This window comes from Streptomyces sp. R302 (assembly GCF_012927245.1).
GTDB lineage: Bacteria > Actinomycetota > Actinomycetes > Streptomycetales > Streptomycetaceae > Streptomyces.
This window is the reverse complement of the sequence record NZ_JABBGE010000016.1, coordinates 1-18960: the sequence shown is the minus strand read 5'-3', so window position 1 is coordinate 18960 and position 18960 is coordinate 1. Positions and strand designations below refer to the sequence as shown.

Here is an 18960-nt window from a genome sequence, read left to right as displayed (position 1 = left end):
TGTACTCATCAGCTCTCACCACCTTCACGGTCGACCTTGTCGTTGCCGTGGTCGGCCGCAGAGCGGATCTTCCGGTCGACACCACGGTCCGAGTACCCTTCTCGCCCCTCTGCCCACTCGCCGTTCACCTGCTGCCAATGGTCTGCCAGGGCCTTCAACTGCGACTTCCGCTCCTCGCTGTTGTGCTGGCGCTCCTCGGTAGCCTTCTCGCTGACGCGGTTGGCCTCCTCCTCGGCCCAGGCAGCTGTGATGGCATCGACACCACGCTGCGCCCAGTCGCCCCCGAACTGGTTGGCGATGCCGCCGACGATGTGATAGTTCCAACGCTGGTCCCAGGATGTGTCGCGCAGGTCCTTGGCCTCGTCCGCGTTGATGGTCAGCTGCCGTGCCTGTTCGAGGAAGCCCACGGTGCTTCCCGCGTTGAGGAGGCTGTCCTCCGGGTTCTCCTTCTCGGTGTTGATGTCGGCGAGAATCGCGTAGTTTATTTGCTCGTTCAGCAGGGCGTACGAGTCCTTGTTCCTTGAGATCTGCTTGGAGACTTCCAGGAGCTGATTTCCGTCCAGCTCGCCGGAACCAAGCGGGTCGCTCATGGCCTTGTGGACGGTCTCCCCGTGGTTGCCGAGGGCCCACGCCATGTCGTCCCGCAGCTCCGGGGGAAAGTCGTCCCCTTCTTCCGACAGGAACTGCATCGACCGCTTGAGGGCGTCGCGATGCGCATCGGTGTGCTCGACGAACGTCGCGCCGTCGGCCTTGGGATCCGTCATGCCCGACACCGCCGCGAACATCGCCTTGCCGGTGGCGTCGAGGGTCTCGTTCGGGCCGTCCGTCAGCGGGGAGTCGTCGAACGCCGGGCGCTCCTTCAGGACCCACATGGCGTTGTCCTGTGGTTCCGTCGTGTTGAAGAACTGGGTCGCCGCGTCCGGGCTGTTGGAGAGTGCCGTCATGAAGCCGGCCATCGGGTCGCGGCCGAATTCGTCGTCGCCGATGAAGTTCATCTTGGGCATCATCTGCCCCATTCCCTGCCAGAAGTTGCCAGGGACCTTCATCTTCTTCTCAGTCTCGACCAGCTGGTTGCCGTACTTGTTGAGAAACTGGTCGTCGTAGTCGCCCGTGCGCATGAGGTTGCTCATGATCTGGTAGCCGTAGACCTCCGCGCCGCGCGTCTTGTACCGCTCGCCGGAGAGCCGCACCATGTCGTTCTCCCACTGCCGCATGGCGGGGCTGTCCGATTGGGTGGCGCCGCCGAGGACCGCGCCGAGGGTCTTCTGGAAATCGCCGAGCTGGTTGAGCTGCGTCCGGTCCAGGGTCCGCGTCAGCTCGTTCGGGTTGTCCGGGCTCGACAGGTCGGCCCAGAACTCCAGCATCGCCTTCGGGCCCACCTGGGTGGCGAACTTCTCCTGGAAGAGAGGGTCGTTCTTGTACGACGCGAGGAGGCCGTTCAGTTTCCGGAACTCCTCGGGAGACATCTCGTCGCCCTTCTCCTTCAGGAGCTTCGCCGCCTCCTCGGCCTTGCGCAGCGCGTCGATCGCGGTGTCCCGGTCGCCGTACTTCGCTCCCGAGAAGCCGGTCTCGGCCTGGTCGACGAGGGCGCGCAGGACGGTCGCGGCGGTCGAGTCGCTCTCCGTCGCCCGGTTCAGGATGCGTTCCACGTCGTCCCGCAGGTGCTCCGCGTCCTGGGGGGAGTGGTCCGGGACGTCGTGGCCCTTCGCGGCGCGGTCCGGGTGGATGAGCATGGTGACGGTGAAGCCGCCGGGTATCGGGGTCACCGTCAGGTTCTTCTTGCGGCCGCGCTCCAGCGCCTGTTCGAGCTGCTGCTGGTAGCTCACCAGCTCGTCGTGCGTGTCCTTGAGGATGTCGTGGATGCTCTGTGCCTGCGTGTGCGCGTCCGAGAACTCGCCGGCCGTCTTGGTGATGAAGGAGCGGGAGACGGTGGCGTTCGCACCGGCCCAGTTCGCCTTGTCGGCCTTGGCCTTGAGATCGTCCCTGGCGTCCGTCTCCAGCGACTTGAGCTTGTCCGCGACCCCCTTCCAGGCGGTGATGGCCTGGCTGAGCGTGCCGAAGCTGCCCTGACGCAGTGTTTCGAGGTCCATCAGCGCTGCGTCCTCTCGGTGAAGCCCTCGTCCAGCGTCGCGATGCTGCTGACGACGCCGTAGATGTAGTGCTCGTCGCCCGCGTGCGCGTTCTGCGTGAAGTCCATGTGGTTCGAGATGTGCGCGCAGGCGTCGAGCAGCGTCTTCAGCTGCTTCTCCCAGCGGTCCTGCACATGGTGGATCGCGTCGCCCAGGTCGAAGCCCTGCGTCCGCAGGTCCTTGGCCGCCGTCTGGCTGATGGACCAGGCGTCGCGTCCGTCCTTGCCCAGCTTGTCGAAGAGCTTGAAGGCGGCGTCGCCGACGGCGGCGAGGTCCTGCTGGCTGACCTTGAGGTCGCCGCCGGGCGAGCCGCCGCCCGGGTCCTGCGCGTCGGGCGCCCGGTTCAGCTGCATCGCGGTGGAGGACTGTCCCGCAGCCTCCGTCTTGATCTGCCCCCACTCGTCCCAGGCCATCAGGCCCCTTCCCCCGTGCGTGCTTTCGCTCCGCCGTGTCGGATATGCCGAATCGATCTACTGCTGGAAATGTTGACGTTGGAAATCAGAGCCGACGCAAGCGCCCGGCCCTTCGGGCAGGGGGCCGCCTCGGCGGTCGTCCCGTTCGCGCAGCACCGTAAACCGGTACGTCGTCGACGCGAGCGGGACACCTCGGAAGCGGGACACCCGGAAGGCCCCCCCTACAGCTCCGCCATCCGCCCCGTCTGCACCAGCGGGTTGCCCCGCTGCCGGGAGACGTAGATGCCGCGGCCGGGCGGCATCGGGCGCATGCGGACGCCGCCGAGGACGTCGCCTTCCTGGGGGTCGCCGGAGAGGAGGACGCCCTGGGCGCCGAGTTCCATCATGCGCTGCATGAAGGACTCGTACGAGGAGCGGCTGGCGCCCGCCGCGCTGCGGGCGATGATGAAGCGCACGCCGACGTCGCGGGCGAAGGGGAGCAGTTCCGTCAGCTTCGACAGCGGGTTGCCGCTCGACGTGGAGACCAGGTCGTAGTCGTCGACGACCACGAAGAGGTTCGGGCCCGACCACCAGCTGCGGTCGCGCAGCTGCTGGGCGGTGACGTCGGCGGACGGGGAGCGGCGTTGCATCAGGTCGGCGAGGGCGTCGACGTGGTGCTCCATGTTGTTGGACATGGGGACGTACTCGGCCAGGTGGCTCGCCGGCGTGACGTCGAGGAGCGCGCGCCGGTTGTCGATGACGAAGAACTTCGCCGAGGCCCCGTCGTACCGCTCCGAGATCTGCTTGATCATCAGCCGCAGCAGGTTCGACTTGCCCGACTCGCTCTCGCCGAAGACGAGGAAGAACGGGTCGCGGTCGAAGTCGACGAAGACCGGTTCCAGGTTGTTCTCGTCGATGGCGAAGGCGACGCCGCGCCGCGGCTCCGCGTGGCCCGCCGGCAGCGTGTGCGCGTCCAGCTCGCGCGGCAGCAGCCGCACCTCGGGAGCGCCCGGCGCCGTCCAGTGCCGGGTGACCTCCTGGGTCATCGCGGCCGTCGCCTCGGCGAGGTCGCTGTCGGAGCTGATGCCGTCGATGCGCGGCACGGCCGCCATGAAGTGCAGCTTCTCCGGCGTCAGACCGCGGCCGGGGACACCGGTCGGCACGTTCGCGGCGATCTTGCGGTCCAGCTCGGAGTCCATCGTGTCGCCGAGCCGCAGCTCCAGGCGGTTCATCAGATGGTCCTTGAGGTTGGCGCGGACCTCCATGGAGCGCGAGGCCGTGATGATCACGTGGATGCCGTAGCCGAGGCCGCGGGCCGCGATGTCCACGACGGCCGCCTCCAGGCCCTCGTACTCGGTGCGGAAGTTGCCCCAGCCGTCGATGACCAGGAAGACGTCGCCCCACGGCTGCTCGGTCACCGAGATGTCGCCGCGGGCCCGCAGCCGGCGGAAGGTGCCGATGGAGTCGATGCCGGCGTTGCGGAAGTACTCCTCGCGCCGGGACAGGATGCCGTACACCTCGGCGACCGTGCGCCGCACCCGCTCGGGGTCGAGCCGGGAGGCGACGCCGCCGACGTGCGGGAGGCCCGCCACCGAGGCCATGCCGCCGCCACCGAAGTCGAGGCCGTAGAACTGCACCTCGTGCGGCGTGTGCGTCAGCGCGAAGGCCGAGATCAGGGTCCGCAGCAGCGTCGACTTGCCGGACTGCGGACCGCCGACGATCTGCATGTGACCGGCCGCGCCGGAGAAGTCCCGGTAGAGCGTGTCGCGGCGCTGCTCGTACGGCTTGTCGACGACGCCGAGCGGGACGACGAGCCGGCCCGCGCCCTCGTAGCCGGGCTGGGTGAGCCCCCGGCCCTCGACGCCCGCGAGCCCCGGCAGGACCGAGTCGAGCGCCGGCGGGTTGTCCAGCGGCGGCAGCCACACCTGGTGCGCCTCGACGCCGCGCCCTTCGAGCCGGCGCACGATGACGTCGAGCACCGAGTCCGCCAGCGCGTCGTCCTCCGCCTCCCGCGCCTCGGGTACGCGTGCCTGCGCCTCCGGCTCCAGGTAGCGCACCGGCACCGGCGCGGCGGTGAAGGGCACCGGCCGCCGGTCCACCGGCAGCGGCCCGCCGGGCAGCGCCGCGTGCTGGTTGGCGCGGTAGGTGCCGGAGACGTACGCGGCCTTGAACCGCACCATCTCGTCGGTGCCGTACTTCAGGTAGCCGGAGCCCGGCACGTTCGGCAGCGAGTACGCATCGGGCACGCCGATCGCCGCCCGCGACTCGGCCGCCGAGAAGGTCCGCAGACCGATCCGGTAGGAGAGGTACGTCTCCAGGCCGCGCAGCCGGCCCTCCTCCAGGCGCTGCGAGGCAAGGAGCAGGTGGACGCCGAGCGACCGGCCGATGCGGCCGATCTGCACGAACATCTCGATGAAGTCCGGCATCGCCGTCAGCAGCTCGGAGAACTCGTCGATGACGAGGACGAGCGAGGGGATCGGCTGCAGCGGCGCGCCGGCCGCGCGCGCCTTCTCGTAGTCGTGGATGTTCGCGTAGTTGCCCGCGTCGCGCAGCATCTCCTGGCGCCGGTTGAGCTCACCGCGGATGGAGTCGCCCATGCGGTCCACCAGGGTGAGGTCGTCCGCCAGGTTGGTGATCACCGCGGCGACGTGCGGCATCTGGGACATGCCGGCGAAGGTGGCACCGCCCTTGAAGTCCGCGAGGACGAAGTTGAGGGTCTCCGAGGAGTGCGTCACCGCGAGACCGAGGACCAGCGTGCGCAGCAGCTCCGACTTGCCGGAACCGGTGGCGCCGACGCACAGGCCGTGCGGGCCCATGCCCTCCTGCGCCGCCTCCTTGAGGTCGAGCATCACGGGTACGCCGTCCTCGCCGACGCCGATCGGCACGCGCAGCCGCTCGGAGCGGGACCGCGGCCGCCAGGTGCGGCTCACGTCGACGGAGGCCGCGTCGCCGAGGTTCAGCAGGTCGGTGAAGTCGAGGTTGGCGAGCAGCGGTTCGTCGTCGTCGGAACCGCCCGCCATCCGCAGCGGCGCCAGCTGCCGGGCCAGCGCCTCGGCCGCGTCCAGGCTCAGCGCGTCCGGGGCGCCGTCGTACACGTGCCCGTGCCCGGATTCGAGGCGCAGCGTCCCGCCCTCCACGATCACGGACAGGTCGCCGCGGGTGCCGACGCCCCGGCCCTCCACGACCTCGATGATCGTCACGCCCTGGATGCCCTCCGGCGAGGCGAGCGGCGAGGTCTGCGGCACGGACTGCCCGTCGAGGACCACCAGGAGGTGCGGGAAGTCGAGCAGCGGGTGGTTGGGGCCCTGGAAGCGGGGCCGCCCGTCGAGGCGCCCGGCGACCAGGTCCTCCAGCTCGCGCGCGTCCGTCGTGATCAGCCGCCGGCTGCCCGCGCCGTCACCGGGGCCCGGGGCCTGCACGTGCGGCAGCCACTTCGTCCACTCCCAGGCGGGGGCCGCGCCGTCGCCGGTGGCGACGACGACGACCAGGTCCTCGGGGGAGTGGAGCGCCGCGAGCGAGCCCACCATCGCGCGGGCCGTCGACCGGGCCGCCTCCGGCTCGCCGCCGACCGTCAGGTGGTAGAAGGCGCGCAGCGACACGGCCATCGGCAGGCCGTCGAGCGTGCCGTGCGCGTGGAGGAACTGCTGCATCGCCCCGGCGGTCAGCGGTTCGAGCTCGTCCACCGGCGCCGTCTCGGGGGCGATCAGCGGCGTCGCCAGCTGCTGGCTGCCGAGACCGACCCGGACCTGGCCGAAGTCGCCGTCGCCGAGGCGCCGCTCCCAGACCCGGCTGCCCTCGGCGACCAGCGCCCACAGCTGCTCGGGCGAGGGGTGCAGGTAGTACTGCGCGTCCCGCTGGAGCCGCGCCGTCCGCAGCACGGCGCGCCGCGTCTGCGTCAGGTACTTCAGATAGTCGCGCCGCAGGTCGGCGAGCTGCCCCTGCGTCCCCCGCCGGTAGCGGACCAGCATCGCGATCGCCATGGCCACCGTCGACGCGATCATCACCATGCCCATGATCCGCATGATCGGGTTCGGCGTCATGAAGAAGAACACCACGGAACCGCCCATGCCGAGCATCGGCAGGAGCTGCATCAGCGCGCCCTCCTGCTGCCCGCGGGGCAGCTCCGGAGGGGGTTGCAACTGCACCTGCTCGTCAGGCACTTCGGACGGCAGGGCCCGCGGTGGGCGCTTGACGACGATCTGGCTCACAGCTCACCAATTTCCGTTGCCGGACGGAAAGTTCCTCCAGACGCCCCCGTGGCGACAGGATCCATCCGCGGGGAGGGATCCTACTTTGGTGCGGGGTCAGGGGTGGGCGGTAGGGTGGCCCGAAATATTTGCGTGGCCATGAACTATCGCAAAAATCGGGTCATTCGGAGCGCAATATCCGCGGCATCCGGTGCAGGGCGCCCGACCCGCGGTCCGCGGCCGCCGAGCGGCGCCCGGACCCGCCGAACAGGATCACCACGAGGGGAAGCAGCAGGTGACTATGACGGCCCAAGGCACGGCCGGCGGAGCCGGCCAGTCGGCTCCCACCACCGTGTTCCACGGCGGCACCGGCTTCTGCCGGATCACCGTCGTCGCGCCCGACGGCCGCGTCGACGTCGCCCTCCCCGAGGACGTCGCCCTCGCCGACCTCTACCCGGAGGTGCTCCGCCTCTCCGGCCAGACCCCGGCGCCCGGCGCCCCCGTCGGGTACCACCTGGTGCGCCGCGACGGCACCGTCCTCGACGGCAGCCGCTCGCTGGCCGCCCAGCGCATCCTCGACGGCGAACTGCTGAGCCTGCGCCCCTTCGCCGAGTCGCTGCCCCCGGCCGTCTTCGACGACGTCTCCGACGCGGTCGCCTCCGCCGTCGCCAAGGACCGCACGCTGTGGACCGACGCCCTGATGCGCGGCGCCGGCCTCTTCGGCGGCGCGATCCTCCTCGTCCTGCTCGCCTTCGTCCTGTGGACGTCCGAGCCCCGCCACGACATGCACGGCCTGCCCGGTGTCCTGGCCGGCGTCACCGCCGTCCTGCTGCTCGCGCTCGCCGCCGTCCGCGCCCGCGTCTACGACGACCGCGGCTCCGCCGTGGCCCTCGGCACCGGCGCGATGGCGAACGCCGCCGTCGCCGGCTCCGGAGTGCTCGCCCTCGCCGCCGGCCAGGGCATCGGCAAGCTCCAGTTCCTCCTCGCCTGCACCGCCGTCCTCGTCTGCGCCGTGATCCTCACGATCGTCTCGCCCGGCGGGGACGGCCCCTTCGTCGCCTTCGCCCTCGCCTCCGCCGTCGGCGTGCTGGTCGCCTTCGCCGCCATCCTCACCCGGCTCACCCCGGCCGAGACCGCCGCCGTCTGCGCCCCCTTCGCGGTCGGCGCGCTCGCCTTCCTGCCCGGCCTCTCCACCCGCTTCGCCCGCCTCCCCATCGGCTTCGAACCGCCCCGGACCGCCGTCGGCGGATACGGCTCCGAGGCCGAGCCCCAGGGCCCGGTCGACGCCGCCCGGATCGCCGCCCAGGCCCGCCGCGGCCACGAACTGCTCGTCGGCCTCGTCGGCGGCTGCGCGCTCGTCGCCGTCGGCTCCGCCGCCGTCCTCGGCTTCTCCGACACCGTCTGGGGACAGCTCCTCGCCCTCGCCACCGGTGTCGCGATGCTGATGCGCGCCCACCTCTTCCGCTACACCGCGCAGGTCGGCTGCGCCCTCGCGGCCGGCCTCGGCTCCCTCGTCCTGCTCGGACTCGGCCTCGCCCTGAACCCGCCGACCGAGCTCCTCCTGGAGGCCCTGAAGGGCGACGGCACCGCGCTCGACATCCGTACCGTCTGGCTCTCCGCCGCCATCGCCGCCGTCGCCGCGCTCCTCACGGCCATCGGCCTGATCGTCCCGCGCAAGGGCGTCACCCCCTTCTGGGGCCGCTTCCTGGAGATCGCCGAGACGTTCGTGCTGCTCACGCTGCTGCCGCTCTGCCTCGCGGTCTTCGACGTCTACCACTCCATCCGGGCGCTCACCTCCTGAGCCGCCTGGTACGCTGTGTGACGGCCGCTTGTGTGCGCCCTCCCGGAAGCAGGCGAGATCCCGCCTCGGGGAGCAGCGCGCATCGGACCTTCGCTCCCGAGTCACGGAAGCTCCCCTGAGACGTAGACCAGGGGCACTCGTGGGCACAACCTGAGGAGAACCGCGTGGCTCTCGACGCCGCCGTCAAGAAGCAGATCATGGCCGAGTTCGGCACCAAGGAGGGCGACACCGGCTCCCCCGAGGTCCAGGTCGCCATGCTGTCCCGCCGCATCTCGGACCTGACCGAGCACCTCAAGACCCACAAGCACGACCACCACTCCCGTCGTGGTCTGCTGATCCTGGTCGGTCAGCGCCGCCGCCTGCTGCAGTACCTGGCCAAGAAGGACATCCAGCGCTTCCGTACGCTGGTCGACCGCCTCGGCATCCGCCGCGGTGCGGCCGGCGGCGCCAAGTAAGACGCCGTGAAGGGAGCGGTTCCCACTTTCAGGGGGCCGCTCCCTTTGCTGTACGTGCGCGAAGTACCGACCGGCAATTACTCTGGTCGCAGAACGCCACAACCCGCGCGAGAAGCAGCCGGCACGCCGCCGGTCCTCGGTAGTGGCCCCCGGACCTATCCCGGGTGCTTCGATCGAAGACCGGCCCGCCACTCCCACCGCTTCTCCCGCACCCGTCCCGCGCCACACGGGCGCACGGACCAAAGACGAACGTAGGAGAAACCCATAGTGGAGAACGAGACCCACTACGCCGAGGCCGTCATCGACAACGGCACCTTCGGCACCCGCACCATCCGCTTCGAGACCGGCCGTCTGGCCCGTCAGGCCGCCGGCTCCGCCGTCGCCTACCTGGACGACGACACCATGGTGCTGTCGGCGACGTCCGCCTCGAAGCGCCCCAAGGACCAGCTCGACTTCTTCCCCCTCACGGTGGACGTCGAGGAGCGGATGTACGCGGCCGGCAAGATCCCCGGCTCCTTCTTCCGCCGTGAGGGCCGTCCCTCCGAGGACGCCATCCTCACCTGCCGTCTGATCGACCGCCCGCTGCGCCCGTCCTTCAAGAAGGGCCTGCGCAACGAGATCCAGGTCGTCGCCACGATCATGGCGCTCAACCCCGACCACCTGTACGACGTCGTGGCGATCAACGCCGCGTCCGCGTCCACCCAGCTGGCCGGCCTGCCCTTCTCCGGCCCGATCGGCGGCGTCCGCGTCGCGCTGATCAAGGGCCAGTGGGTCGCGTTCCCGACGCACACCGAGCTCGAGGACGCCGTCTTCGACATGGTCGTCGCCGGTCGCGTCCTGGAGGACGGCGACGTCGCGATCATGATGGTCGAGGCCGAGGCCACCGAGCAGACCATCACCCTCGTCAAGGGCGGCGCCGAGGCGCCGACCGAGGAGGTCGTCGCCGCCGGCCTGGAGGCCGCGAAGCCGTTCATCAAGGTCCTCTGCAAGGCCCAGGCCGACCTGGCCGCCAAGGCCGCCAAGCCCGAGGCCGAGTTCCCGATCTTCCTGGACTACCAGGACGACGTGTACGCCGCGCTCTCCGACGCCGTCCGCGGCGAGCTGGCCCAGGCGCTCACCATCGCCGGCAAGCAGGACCGCGAGGCCGAGCTCGACCGCGTCAAGGAGGTCGCCGCCGAGAAGCTCCTCCCGGCCTTCGAGGGCCGCGAGAAGGAGATCTCCGCCGCCTACCGCTCCCTGACCAAGGCCCTGGTCCGCGAGCGCGTCATCAAGGACAAGGTCCGCATCGACGGCCGCGGCGTCACGGACATCCGTACGCTCGCCGCCGAGGTCGAGGCCATCCCGCGCGTGCACGGCTCCGCCCTGTTCGAGCGTGGCGAGACCCAGATCCTGGGCGTCACCACCCTCAACATGCTCCGCATGGAGCAGCAGCTGGACACCCTCTCCCCGGTGACCCGCAAGCGGTACATGCACAACTACAACTTCCCGCCGTACTCCGTCGGCGAGACCGGCCGCGTCGGCTCCCCGAAGCGCCGCGAGATCGGCCACGGCGCGCTCGCCGAGCGCGCGATCGTGCCGGTCCTCCCGACCCGCGAGGAGTTCCCCTACGCGATCCGTCAGGTGTCCGAGGCCCTCGGCTCCAACGGCTCGACGTCGATGGGCTCGGTCTGCGCCTCCACCATGTCGCTGCTGAACGCCGGTGTGCCGCTCAAGGCCCCCGTCGCCGGCATCGCCATGGGCCTGATCTCCCAGGAGATCAACGGCGAGACGCACTACGTCGCCCTCACCGACATCCTCGGTGCGGAGGACGCCTTCGGCGACATGGACTTCAAGGTCGCCGGTACGAAGGAGTTCGTCACCGCCCTCCAGCTCGACACCAAGCTGGACGGCATCCCGGCCTCCGTCCTGGCCGCGGCCCTCAAGCAGGCCCGCGACGCCCGCCTCCACATCCTCGACGTGATGATGGAAGCGATCGACACCCCGGACGAGATGTCCCCCAACGCCCCGCGGATCATCACCGTCAAGATCCCCGTGGACAAGATCGGCGAGGTCATCGGCCCCAAGGGCAAGATGATCAACCAGATCCAGGAGGACACCGGCGCCGAGATCACGATCGAGGACGACGGCACCATCTACATCGGTGCCCAGGTCGGCTCGCAGGCCGAGGCCGCCCGCGCCACGATCAACGGCATCGCCAACCCGACCATGCCGGAGGTCGGCGAGCGCTACCTGGGCACGGTCGTCAAGACCACCACCTTCGGTGCCTTCGTCTCCCTGCTCCCGGGCAAGGACGGCCTGCTGCACATCTCGCAGATCCGCAAGCTCGCCGGCGGCAAGCGCGTGGAGAACGTCGAGGACGTGCTCGCGATCGGCTCCAAGGTCCAGGTCGAGATCGCCGAGATCGACCAGCGCGGCAAGCTCTCCCTGATCCCCGTGATCGAGGGCGAGGACGAGCAGAAGGACGACGCCTCCTCGTGACGTCCCGTAGTTCCGCGACGACGGCCCGCCCCTCCTCCGAGGGGCGGGCCGTCGCCCGTACCCAAACGCTTCTCCCGGGCAAGGACGGCATCGGCACCGTCCGCCGTACGACCCTCCCCGGCGGCCTCCGGATCGTCACCGAGACCCTTCCCTCGGTGCGCTCGGCGACCTTCGGCATCTGGGCCCACGTCGGCTCCCGCGACGAGACCCCGGCGCTCAACGGCGCCACCCACTACCTGGAGCACCTCCTCTTCAAGGGCACGGCCAAGCGGTCCGCCCTCGACATCTCCTCCGCGATCGACGCGGTCGGCGGCGAGATGAACGCCTTCACGGCGAAGGAGTACACCTGCTACTACGCCCGGGTCCTCGACACCGACCTGCCGCTGGCGATCGACGTCGTCTGCGACATGCTCACGGGCTCGCTCATCCTCGACTCCGACGTGGACGCCGAGCGCGGCGTGATCCTCGAAGAGATCGCGATGACTGAGGACGACCCCGGTGACGTGGTGCACGACCTGTTCGCGCAGACCATGTTCGGCGACACCCCGCTGGGCCGCCCGGTCCTCGGCACCGTCGACACGATCAACGCGCTCTCCCGCGGCCAGATCGCCCGCTTCTACAAGAAGCACTACGACCCGACCCACCTGGTCGTCGCCGCCGCGGGCAACGTGGACCACGCCACGGTGGTGCGCCAGGTCCGCCGCGCCTTCGAGAAGGCCGGCGCCCTCACCCGCACGGACGCCGCCCCGATCGCCCCGCGCGACGGCCGGAAGAGCATCCGCACGGCCGGGAAGGTCGAGCTGCTCGGCCGGAAGACCGAGCAGGCGCACGTCGTCCTCGGCATGCCGGGCCTGGCCCGCACCGACGACCGCCGCTGGGCGCTCGGCGTGCTGAACACCGCCCTCGGCGGCGGCATGTCCTCCCGCCTCTTCCAGGAGGTCCGGGAGAAGCGCGGCCTCGCCTACAGCGTGTACTCGTACACCTCGGGCTTCGCCGACTGCGGCCTCTTCGGCGTCTACGCGGGCTGCCGCCCCGGCCAGATCCACGACGTGCTGAGGATCTGCCGGGACGAGCTCGCCAAGGTCGCCGCCGAGGGCCTCACCGACGAGGAGATCACCCGCGCCGTCGGCCAGCTCTCCGGCTCGACGGTCCTCGGCCTGGAGGACACCGGCGCGATCATGAACCGCATCGGCAAGAGCGAGCTGTGCTGGGGCACCCAGATGTCGGTCGACGACATGCTGGCCCGGATCGCGGCCGTCACCCCGGACGAGGTCCGGGAGGTCGCCCGGGACGTGCTGACGCAGCGGCCCTCGCTCTCGGTGATAGGCCCGCTGAAGGACAAGCAGGCGGACCGCCTCCACCAGGCCGTCTCCTGACCACCCCCTAAGGAAGAAGTGCGATGAGCAAGCTGCGCGTGGCGGTCCTCGGCGCCCGGGGCCGTATCGGCTCCGAGGCCGTGAAGGCCGTCGAGGCCGCCGAGGACATGGAACTGGTCGCGGCCCTGGGCCGCGGCGACGAGCTGACGGCCCTCACCGAGGCCGGCGCCCAGGTCGTCGTCGAGCTGACCACCCCCGACTCGGTCATGGCCAACCTCGAGTACTGCGTGGGCCACGGCATCCACGCCGTCGTCGGCACCACCGGCTGGACCGAGGACCGCCTCGCGCGGCTGAACGGCTGGCTCGCCGCCTCCCCGGAGACCGGCGTCCTCATCGCCCCGAACTTCTCCATCGGCGCCGTTCTCACGATGAGGTTCGCGCAGCTCGCGGCCCCGTACTTCGAGTCGGTCGAGGTCGTCGAGCTGCACCACCCGAACAAGGTGGACGCCCCCTCCGGCACCGCCACCCGTACGGCTCAGCTCATCGCCAAGGCCCGCGTCGAGGCCGGTCTCGGCGCCCAGCCGGACGCCACCGCGACCGCCCTCGACGGGGCCCGCGGCGCGGACGTGGACGGCGTGCCGGTCCACGCGGTACGGCTCCGGGGCCTGCTGGCCCACCAGGAGGTGCTGCTCGGCGGCGAGGGCGAGACGCTCACCGTCCGCCACGACTCGCTGCACCACTCCAGCTTCATGCCGGGCGTGCTGCTCGGTGCCCGCCGCGTGGTGAGCACCCCGGGCCTCACGTTCGGCCTGGAGCACTTCCTGGACCTGGGCTGACGGCCATGGGCGGCAAGATCACGTACGTCTTCCTCGCCACCGTCCTCGTGCTCGTCTTCGGGGTGGTGGCGATGGAGGGCGTCCTGCTCCTCCTGACCGGCGAGCCGGCGGCCATGGGCATGGGCGCGGTGGCGTTCCTGCTGCCCTGCGTCGGCGGCTGGTTCCTGTGGAAGAACACCAGCTTCGCGCGCCGGGCCAACCGGCTGGCGGCGGAGCTGGAGGCCGAGGGCGGACTGCCCGTCGACGAGCTGCGGCGCACCCAGGGCGGCCGGATCGACCGCGACTCCGCGGACGAGGTCTTCGCCCGGCGCAAGGCCGAGACCGAGGAGACCCCGGAGGACTGGCGCTGCTGGTTCCGGCTCGCGGTCGCCTATCACGACGCCCGCGACACCCCCCGGGCCCGCAAGGCGATGCAGCGGGCCATCGCCCTCCACGAGGGCCGGACGGTCAGCGCCTGACGCCGTACTCGGCGTACCAGGCCTCGACGGTGTCGGCGGCCCGGTCGAAGGCCTCGGTCCGGGAGAGGAAGTCGGCGTTGTGGTCGGTGAGCAGCACCAGCTGCTCGCCGGCCGGCCGGTCGAGGAGCAGGGCCTGGCCCTGGACCGTCCGGGGGAGGTTCAGCCAGCGCACCGGCTGCTGCGCGGTGCGGACCGCGGCCACCTTCGCCCAGGGGGTGGTGCGGGTGGCGAGGAAGCCGACGCGGCGCACGCCGGCCCGGCTCACCCAGGTGCCCATGCGCAGCAGGCGCAGCGCGGCCAGGATGATCAGGACGGCGATGCCGAAGGTGACGAGCGAGCCGTTGACGGCGCCGGAGGCGGCGATGATCACCGCGGCGAGCAGGACGAACGAGGCGAGCAGCAGCGCGAGCGCCGCCGCACCGACCCGGTAGGGCCCCGGACGGTACGGACGGCGCCACTGGTCGTGGTCGTCGAACGGCAGCGCGACGTCGTCGTCGGCGTCGAAGGCACGATCGGCCGTCAGGAAGGGCAGGGGCACGGCGGTTCCTCACTCACAAGCACGCTCGAAGGGGCAGTGCCCGGTGAGGCTACCTCAGCGGTTGTCGGAGGCTTCGGACTGCTGCTGGCGCGCGGGCGAGTCCGTGCTGTCGAGGGACGGCATCCCGAGGACGAGGGAGCCGACGAGCCCGGCGGCCACGGTCAGTCCCAGCAGCGTACGTCCGACGACCTGCCCGGGCCTGAGCCGCTCCCGAGGCGGTGGAGTGACGTTACTGCGGAATTCGTCGGCCTCCGCCACGAACGCGAACGGTACGGCCTCGTCCCGCCTGTACATGGGTGTCACTCTCCTCGGTGGTCGTCGTGCGCCTCATCGGTACAGACGATCGAACAGAGGGTTTGGTGCCGTTTTTCACCGAAGCAGCCCAATCTCATCCTTCAGACGGACTCGCGCTAACCTGGGCCCGCCCCACAGACGACTGGAAGGTACTCCTGGTGACCGACACCCCCACCGAGCCGGCGAAGATCGACCTCAGGAGCGACGTCACCGTCGAACTGGTCAAGAGCGCCGCCGCCGACTCCGACGTCCTGTGGGCGGCCCGGGTCTCCACGGCGGGGGAGCAGTCCCTCGAAGAGCTCCAGAAGGACCCGGAGCGGTCGAAGGGCCTGATCAACTACCTGATGCGGGACCGCCACGGCAGCCCCTTCGAGCACAACTCGATGACCTTCTTCATCAGCGCCCCGATCTTCGTCTTCCGCGAGTTCATGCGGCACCGGGTGGGCTGGTCGTACAACGAGGAGTCGGGCCGCTACAGGGAGCTCCAGCCGGTCTTCTACGTCCCCGACGCCTCCCGCAAGCTGGTCCAGGAGGGCCGCCCGGGCAAGTACGTCTTCGTCGAGGGCACCGAGGCCCAGCACGAGCTGACCGGCCGCGCGATGGAGGACTCGTACCGCCAGGCGTACGAGACGTACCAGGAGATGCTCGCCGCCGGCGTCGCCCGCGAGGTGGCCCGCTCGGTCCTCCCGGTCGGCCTCTACTCCTCGATGTACGCCACCTGCAACGCCCGCTCGCTGATGCACTTCCTCGGTCTGCGCACCCAGCACGAGCTGGCCGCGGTGCCGTCCTTCCCGCAGCGGGAGATCGAGATGGTCGGGGAGAAGATGGAGGAGCACTGGGCCCGGCTGATGCCGCTGACCCACGCCGCCTTCAACAAGAACGGCCGCGTCGCGCCGTAGGGCACAGATGTTCGTCCACTCTCATGAAGTGTCCGTATTGCGACGTTTCGTGAAGTTCATCTAGGCTGATCAAACGGACCCGGCACTGCTTGAACCCCCGAGCAGGCAGTGCCGGGCTCCACTTCTCACGTCCCCCGAGGGGACCCCCGGCGCTGAGCAGCGAGTAGCGTGTTACCCATGGCCCCGATCTCCACTCCGCAGACCCCCTTCGGGCGGGTCCTCACCGCCATGGTCACGCCCTTCACGGCGGACGGCGCTCTCGACCTCGACGGCGCCCGGCGACTCGCCACCCACCTGGTGGACGCAGGCAACGACGGCCTCGTCGTCAACGGCACCACCGGCGAGTCCCCCACCACCGGCGACGCGGAGAAATCGGAGCTCGTACGCGCCGTACTGGAGGCGGTCGGAGACCGGGCCCACGTCGTCGCCGGCATCGGCACCAACGACACCCACCACTCCATCGAGCTGGCCCGCGCCGCCGAACGTGACGGCGCCCACGGCCTCCTCGCCGTCACGCCGTACTACAACAAGCCCCCGCAGGAGGGCCTGTTCCGGCACTTCACCGCCATCGCCGACGCCACCGGCCTCCCGGTGATGCTCTACGACATCCCCGGCCGTTCCGGCGTCCCGATCGACACCGAGACCGTCGTCCGGCTCGCCGAGCACCCCCGGATCGTCGCCAACAAGGACGCCAAGGGCGACCTCGGCCGCGCCAGCTGGGCCATCGCCCGCTCCGGTCTCGCCTGGTACTCCGGCGACGACATGCTCAACCTGCCGCTCCTGTCGGTCGGCGCCGTCGGCTTCGTCTCCGTCGTCGGCCACGTCGTCACCCCCGACCTCCGCGCCCTCCTCGAAGCCCACCTCGCGGGCGACCACGAGAAGGCCACCGAGATCCACCAGAAGCTGCTCCCCGTCTACACCGGCATGTTCCGCACCCAGGGCGTCATGACCACCAAGGCCGCGCTCGCCCTCCAGGGCCTCCCGGCCGGCCCGCTGCGCCTCCCGCTCGTCGAACTCTCCGACCAGGAGATCGACCAGCTCAAGGTCGACCTGGCCGCAGGCGGGGTAGACCTCTGACAACCGACTTCACAACTGAATAAAGACAACAGAAAGTGCACGATTGTCATGCGCGCCACGTGCCGACCGGTACGTGGCGCGTGTGGTGAGGAGAGTCTTTTGAGCCATCCGCATCCCGAACTCGGCGCCCCGCCCAAGCTCCCCCAGGGCGGTCTGCGCGTCACCCCGCTCGGCGGCCTGGGCGAGATCGGCCGCAACATGACCGTCTTCGAGTACGACGGCAAGCTGCTGATCGTCGACTGCGGCGTCCTCTTCCCCGAGGAGGAGCAGCCGGGCGTCGACCTGATCCTGCCCGACTTCACCACGATCCAGGACCGCATCGACGATGTCGTCGGCATCGTCCTGACCCACGGCCACGAGGACCACATCGGTGGCGTGCCGTACCTGCTGCGCCTGCGGCAGGACATCCCCCTCATCGGCTCCAAGCTGACCCTCGCGCTGATCGAGGCGAAGCTCCAGGAGCACCGCATCCGCCCGTACACCCTCGAAGTGGCCGAGGGCCACCGCGAGCGCCTGGGCGCCTTCGACTGCGAGTTCATCGCGGTCAACCACTCCATCCCGGACGCCCTGGCGGTCGCGATCCGCACCCCCGCGGGCATGGTCGTCCACACCGGCGACTTCAAGATGGACCAGCTGCCGCTGGACAACCGCCTCACGGACCTGCACGCGTTCGCGCGCCTCAGCGAGGAGGGCATCGACCTCCTGCTGACGGACTCGACGAACGCCGAGGTCCCGGGCTTCACGGCGCACGAGCGGGACATCTCCAACGTCCTGCGGAACGTCTTCGCCAACGCCCAGAAGCGGATCATCGTGGCGAGCTTCGCCAGTCACGTGCACCGCATCCAGCAGATCCTCGACGCCGCCCACGAGTACGGCCGCCGGGTCGCCTTCGTCGGCCGCTCGATGGTCCGCAACATGGGCATCGCCCGAGACCTCGGCTACCTGAAGGTCCCGGCCGGTCTCGTCGTGGACGTGAAGACCCTCGACGACCTGCCGGACGACGAGGTCGTGCTGGTCTGCACGGGCTCCCAGGGCGAGCCGATGGCGGCCCTGTCCCGGATGGCCAACCGCGACCACCAGATCCGGATCGTCCCCGGCGACACGGTCATCCTGGCCTCGTCCCTCATCCCGGGCAACGAGAACGCGGTCTACCGCGTGATCAACGGCCTGACCCGCTGGGGCGCCAACGTCGTCCACAAGGGCAACGCCAAGGTCCACGTCTCGGGCCACGCCTCGGCCGGCGAGCTGCTGTACTTCTACAACATCTGCAAGCCGAAGAACCTCATGCCGGTCCACGGCGAATGGCGCCACCTGCGGGCCAACGCCGAACTCGGCGCGATGACGGGCATCCCGAAGGACCACATCGTCATCGCCGAGGACGGCGTCGTCGTCGACCTGGTCGACGGCCGCGCCCGCATCACCGGCAAGGTCCAGGCGGGGTACGTGTACGTGGACGGCCTCTCGGTCGGCGACGTCACCGAGTCCTCCCTGAAGGACCGCCGGATCCTCGGCGAGGAGGGCATCATCTCGGTCTTCCTGGTGGTGGACTCCTCCACCGGCAAGATCACCGGCGGCCCGCACGTCCACGCGCGCGGCTCCGGCATCGAGGACTCCGCCTTCGACGCGGTGCTCCCGAAGATCGAGCAGGCGCTGAACAAGTCCGCCCAGGACGGCGTCGTCGAGCCCCACCAGCTCCAGCAGCTGATCCGCCGCACCGTCGGCAAGTGGGTCTCCGACACCTACCGCCGCCGGCCGATGATCCTCCCGGTCGTCGTCGAGGTCTGAGCCCGAAGGGCCTGACCAGCGGCATCACGGAGCGGGGCGCCTCGATTTGCATCGGGGCGCCCCGCTCCAGTACGTTTACGGCTCCACCAGAACGGGAAGCCCCAGCGCCGCAGTGCGCTCGGAAGGCGGACCGGGAGGTGGAAAATCCGACCGAGATCATCTGATAAAGTCGGAAAGCGCCGGAAGGCCCCGAGAAAAACAAATCGGGACCGGAAAGCACCGAGGAAATCGGATCGGAAAGATCTGATAGAGTCGGAAACGAAGGAAGCGCCCGGAGGGCCTGGAAACAGGAACGAAGGAAGCGTCCGCACCTTG

14 protein-coding genes are annotated in these 18960 nt (G+C 70.2%); 9 read left to right on the top strand and 5 right to left on the bottom strand.

Features of this window, described 5'->3' with window-relative positions; translation table 11 throughout:
- Positions 1 to 8: 8 nt before the first annotated feature.
- From HHL19_RS34725 to eccCa, 3 genes are all read right to left on the bottom strand, one after another.
- On the bottom strand, positions 9 to 2090 hold the full coding sequence (locus tag HHL19_RS34725; protein ID WP_169094391.1) for a DUF6571 family protein: 2082 nt from the start codon (positions 2088 to 2090) through the stop codon (positions 9 to 11).
- A complete protein-coding gene (locus HHL19_RS34720) occupies positions 2090 to 2542 on the bottom strand; it encodes a hypothetical protein (protein ID WP_169094390.1) in 453 nt (150 codons plus the stop codon). Before HHL19_RS34720 ends, HHL19_RS34725 begins: the two co-directional genes overlap by 1 nt.
- A 221-nt stretch (positions 2543 to 2763) precedes the next feature.
- Positions 2764 to 6729, bottom strand: a complete 3966-nt coding sequence (gene eccCa / locus HHL19_RS34715; RefSeq protein ID WP_169094389.1) for a type VII secretion protein EccCa — start codon at positions 6727 to 6729, stop codon at positions 2764 to 2766.
- Positions 6730 to 7003: 274 nt separating this feature from the next.
- Here eccCa and eccD point away from each other — a divergent pair, with 274 nt between their 5' ends.
- From eccD to HHL19_RS34685, 6 genes are all read left to right on the top strand, one after another.
- Positions 7004 to 8509 (top strand): type VII secretion integral membrane protein EccD, encoded by a 1506-nt coding sequence (gene eccD / locus HHL19_RS34710; protein WP_346768573.1) that lies wholly within the window; start codon positions 7004 to 7006, stop codon positions 8507 to 8509.
- Between the two features lie 164 nt (positions 8510 to 8673).
- Positions 8674 to 8964 (top strand): 30S ribosomal protein S15, encoded by a 291-nt coding sequence (gene rpsO / locus HHL19_RS34705; RefSeq protein ID WP_128976159.1) that lies wholly within the window; start codon positions 8674 to 8676, stop codon positions 8962 to 8964.
- 267 nt (positions 8965 to 9231) lie between these two features.
- On the top strand, positions 9232 to 11442 hold the full coding sequence (locus tag HHL19_RS34700; RefSeq protein ID WP_169094388.1) for a polyribonucleotide nucleotidyltransferase: 2211 nt from the start codon (positions 9232 to 9234) through the stop codon (positions 11440 to 11442).
- Positions 11439 to 12818, top strand: coding sequence for a pitrilysin family protein (locus HHL19_RS34695; RefSeq protein ID WP_169094387.1), 1380 nt, complete (start codon positions 11439 to 11441; stop codon positions 12816 to 12818). Before HHL19_RS34700 ends, HHL19_RS34695 begins: the two co-directional genes overlap by 4 nt.
- A gap of 23 nt (positions 12819 to 12841) precedes the next feature.
- A complete protein-coding gene (gene dapB / locus HHL19_RS34690; protein WP_169094386.1) occupies positions 12842 to 13594 on the top strand; it encodes a 4-hydroxy-tetrahydrodipicolinate reductase in 753 nt (250 codons plus the stop codon).
- Between the two features lie 5 nt (positions 13595 to 13599).
- Positions 13600 to 14052 carry a hypothetical protein gene (locus HHL19_RS34685; protein ID WP_169094385.1) on the top strand — a complete coding sequence of 151 codons (453 nt, stop codon included), beginning with the start codon at positions 13600 to 13602 and terminating at the stop codon, positions 14050 to 14052.
- Here the strand turns inward: HHL19_RS34685 and HHL19_RS34680 are convergent.
- Both HHL19_RS34680 and HHL19_RS34675 read right to left on the bottom strand, forming a co-directional pair.
- A complete protein-coding gene (locus tag HHL19_RS34680) occupies positions 14042 to 14590 on the bottom strand; it encodes a hypothetical protein (RefSeq protein WP_169094384.1) in 549 nt (182 codons plus the stop codon). The two genes, HHL19_RS34685 and HHL19_RS34680, sit on opposite strands and share 11 nt — an antisense overlap.
- Positions 14591 to 14644: 54 nt before the next feature.
- Positions 14645 to 14884: a hypothetical protein gene (locus tag HHL19_RS34675; protein ID WP_169094383.1), complete on the bottom strand. Its 240-nt coding sequence runs from the start codon at positions 14882 to 14884 to the stop codon at positions 14645 to 14647.
- A gap of 158 nt (positions 14885 to 15042) precedes the next feature.
- Here HHL19_RS34675 and thyX point away from each other — a divergent pair, with 158 nt between their 5' ends.
- The 3 genes from thyX (at position 15043) to HHL19_RS34660 (ending at position 18645) form a co-directional block, all read left to right on the top strand.
- Positions 15043 to 15783: an FAD-dependent thymidylate synthase gene (thyX, locus tag HHL19_RS34670; protein ID WP_169094382.1), complete on the top strand. Its 741-nt coding sequence runs from the start codon at positions 15043 to 15045 to the stop codon at positions 15781 to 15783.
- Between the two features lie 177 nt (positions 15784 to 15960).
- Positions 15961 to 16860, top strand: a complete 900-nt coding sequence (gene dapA, locus HHL19_RS34665; RefSeq protein WP_169094381.1) for a 4-hydroxy-tetrahydrodipicolinate synthase — start codon at positions 15961 to 15963, stop codon at positions 16858 to 16860.
- A gap of 99 nt (positions 16861 to 16959) precedes the next feature.
- Complete coding sequence (locus HHL19_RS34660) at positions 16960 to 18645, top strand: ribonuclease J (RefSeq protein WP_169094380.1); 1686 nt, start codon at positions 16960 to 16962, stop codon at positions 18643 to 18645.
- Positions 18646 to 18960: the final 315 nt, after the last annotated feature.

Excerpts from the sequence above, each read along its gene's own strand:
- HHL19_RS34725 (WP_169094391.1), bottom strand. The coding sequence starts at position 2,090 with ATGGACCTCGAAACACTGCGTCAGGGCAGCTTCGGCACGCTCAGCCAG.
- dapB (WP_169094386.1), top strand. The coding sequence starts at position 12,842 with ATGAGCAAGCTGCGCGTGGCGGTCCTCGGCGCCCGGGGCCGTATCGGC.
- HHL19_RS34675 (WP_169094383.1), bottom strand. The coding sequence starts at position 14,884 with ATGTACAGGCGGGACGAGGCCGTACCGTTCGCGTTCGTGGCGGAGGCC.
- HHL19_RS34720 (WP_169094390.1), bottom strand. The coding sequence starts at position 2,542 with ATGGCCTGGGACGAGTGGGGGCAGATCAAGACGGAGGCTGCGGGACAG.
- dapA (WP_169094381.1), top strand. The coding sequence starts at position 15,961 with ATGGCCCCGATCTCCACTCCGCAGACCCCCTTCGGGCGGGTCCTCACC.
- HHL19_RS34685 (WP_169094385.1), top strand. The coding sequence starts at position 13,600 with ATGGGCGGCAAGATCACGTACGTCTTCCTCGCCACCGTCCTCGTGCTC.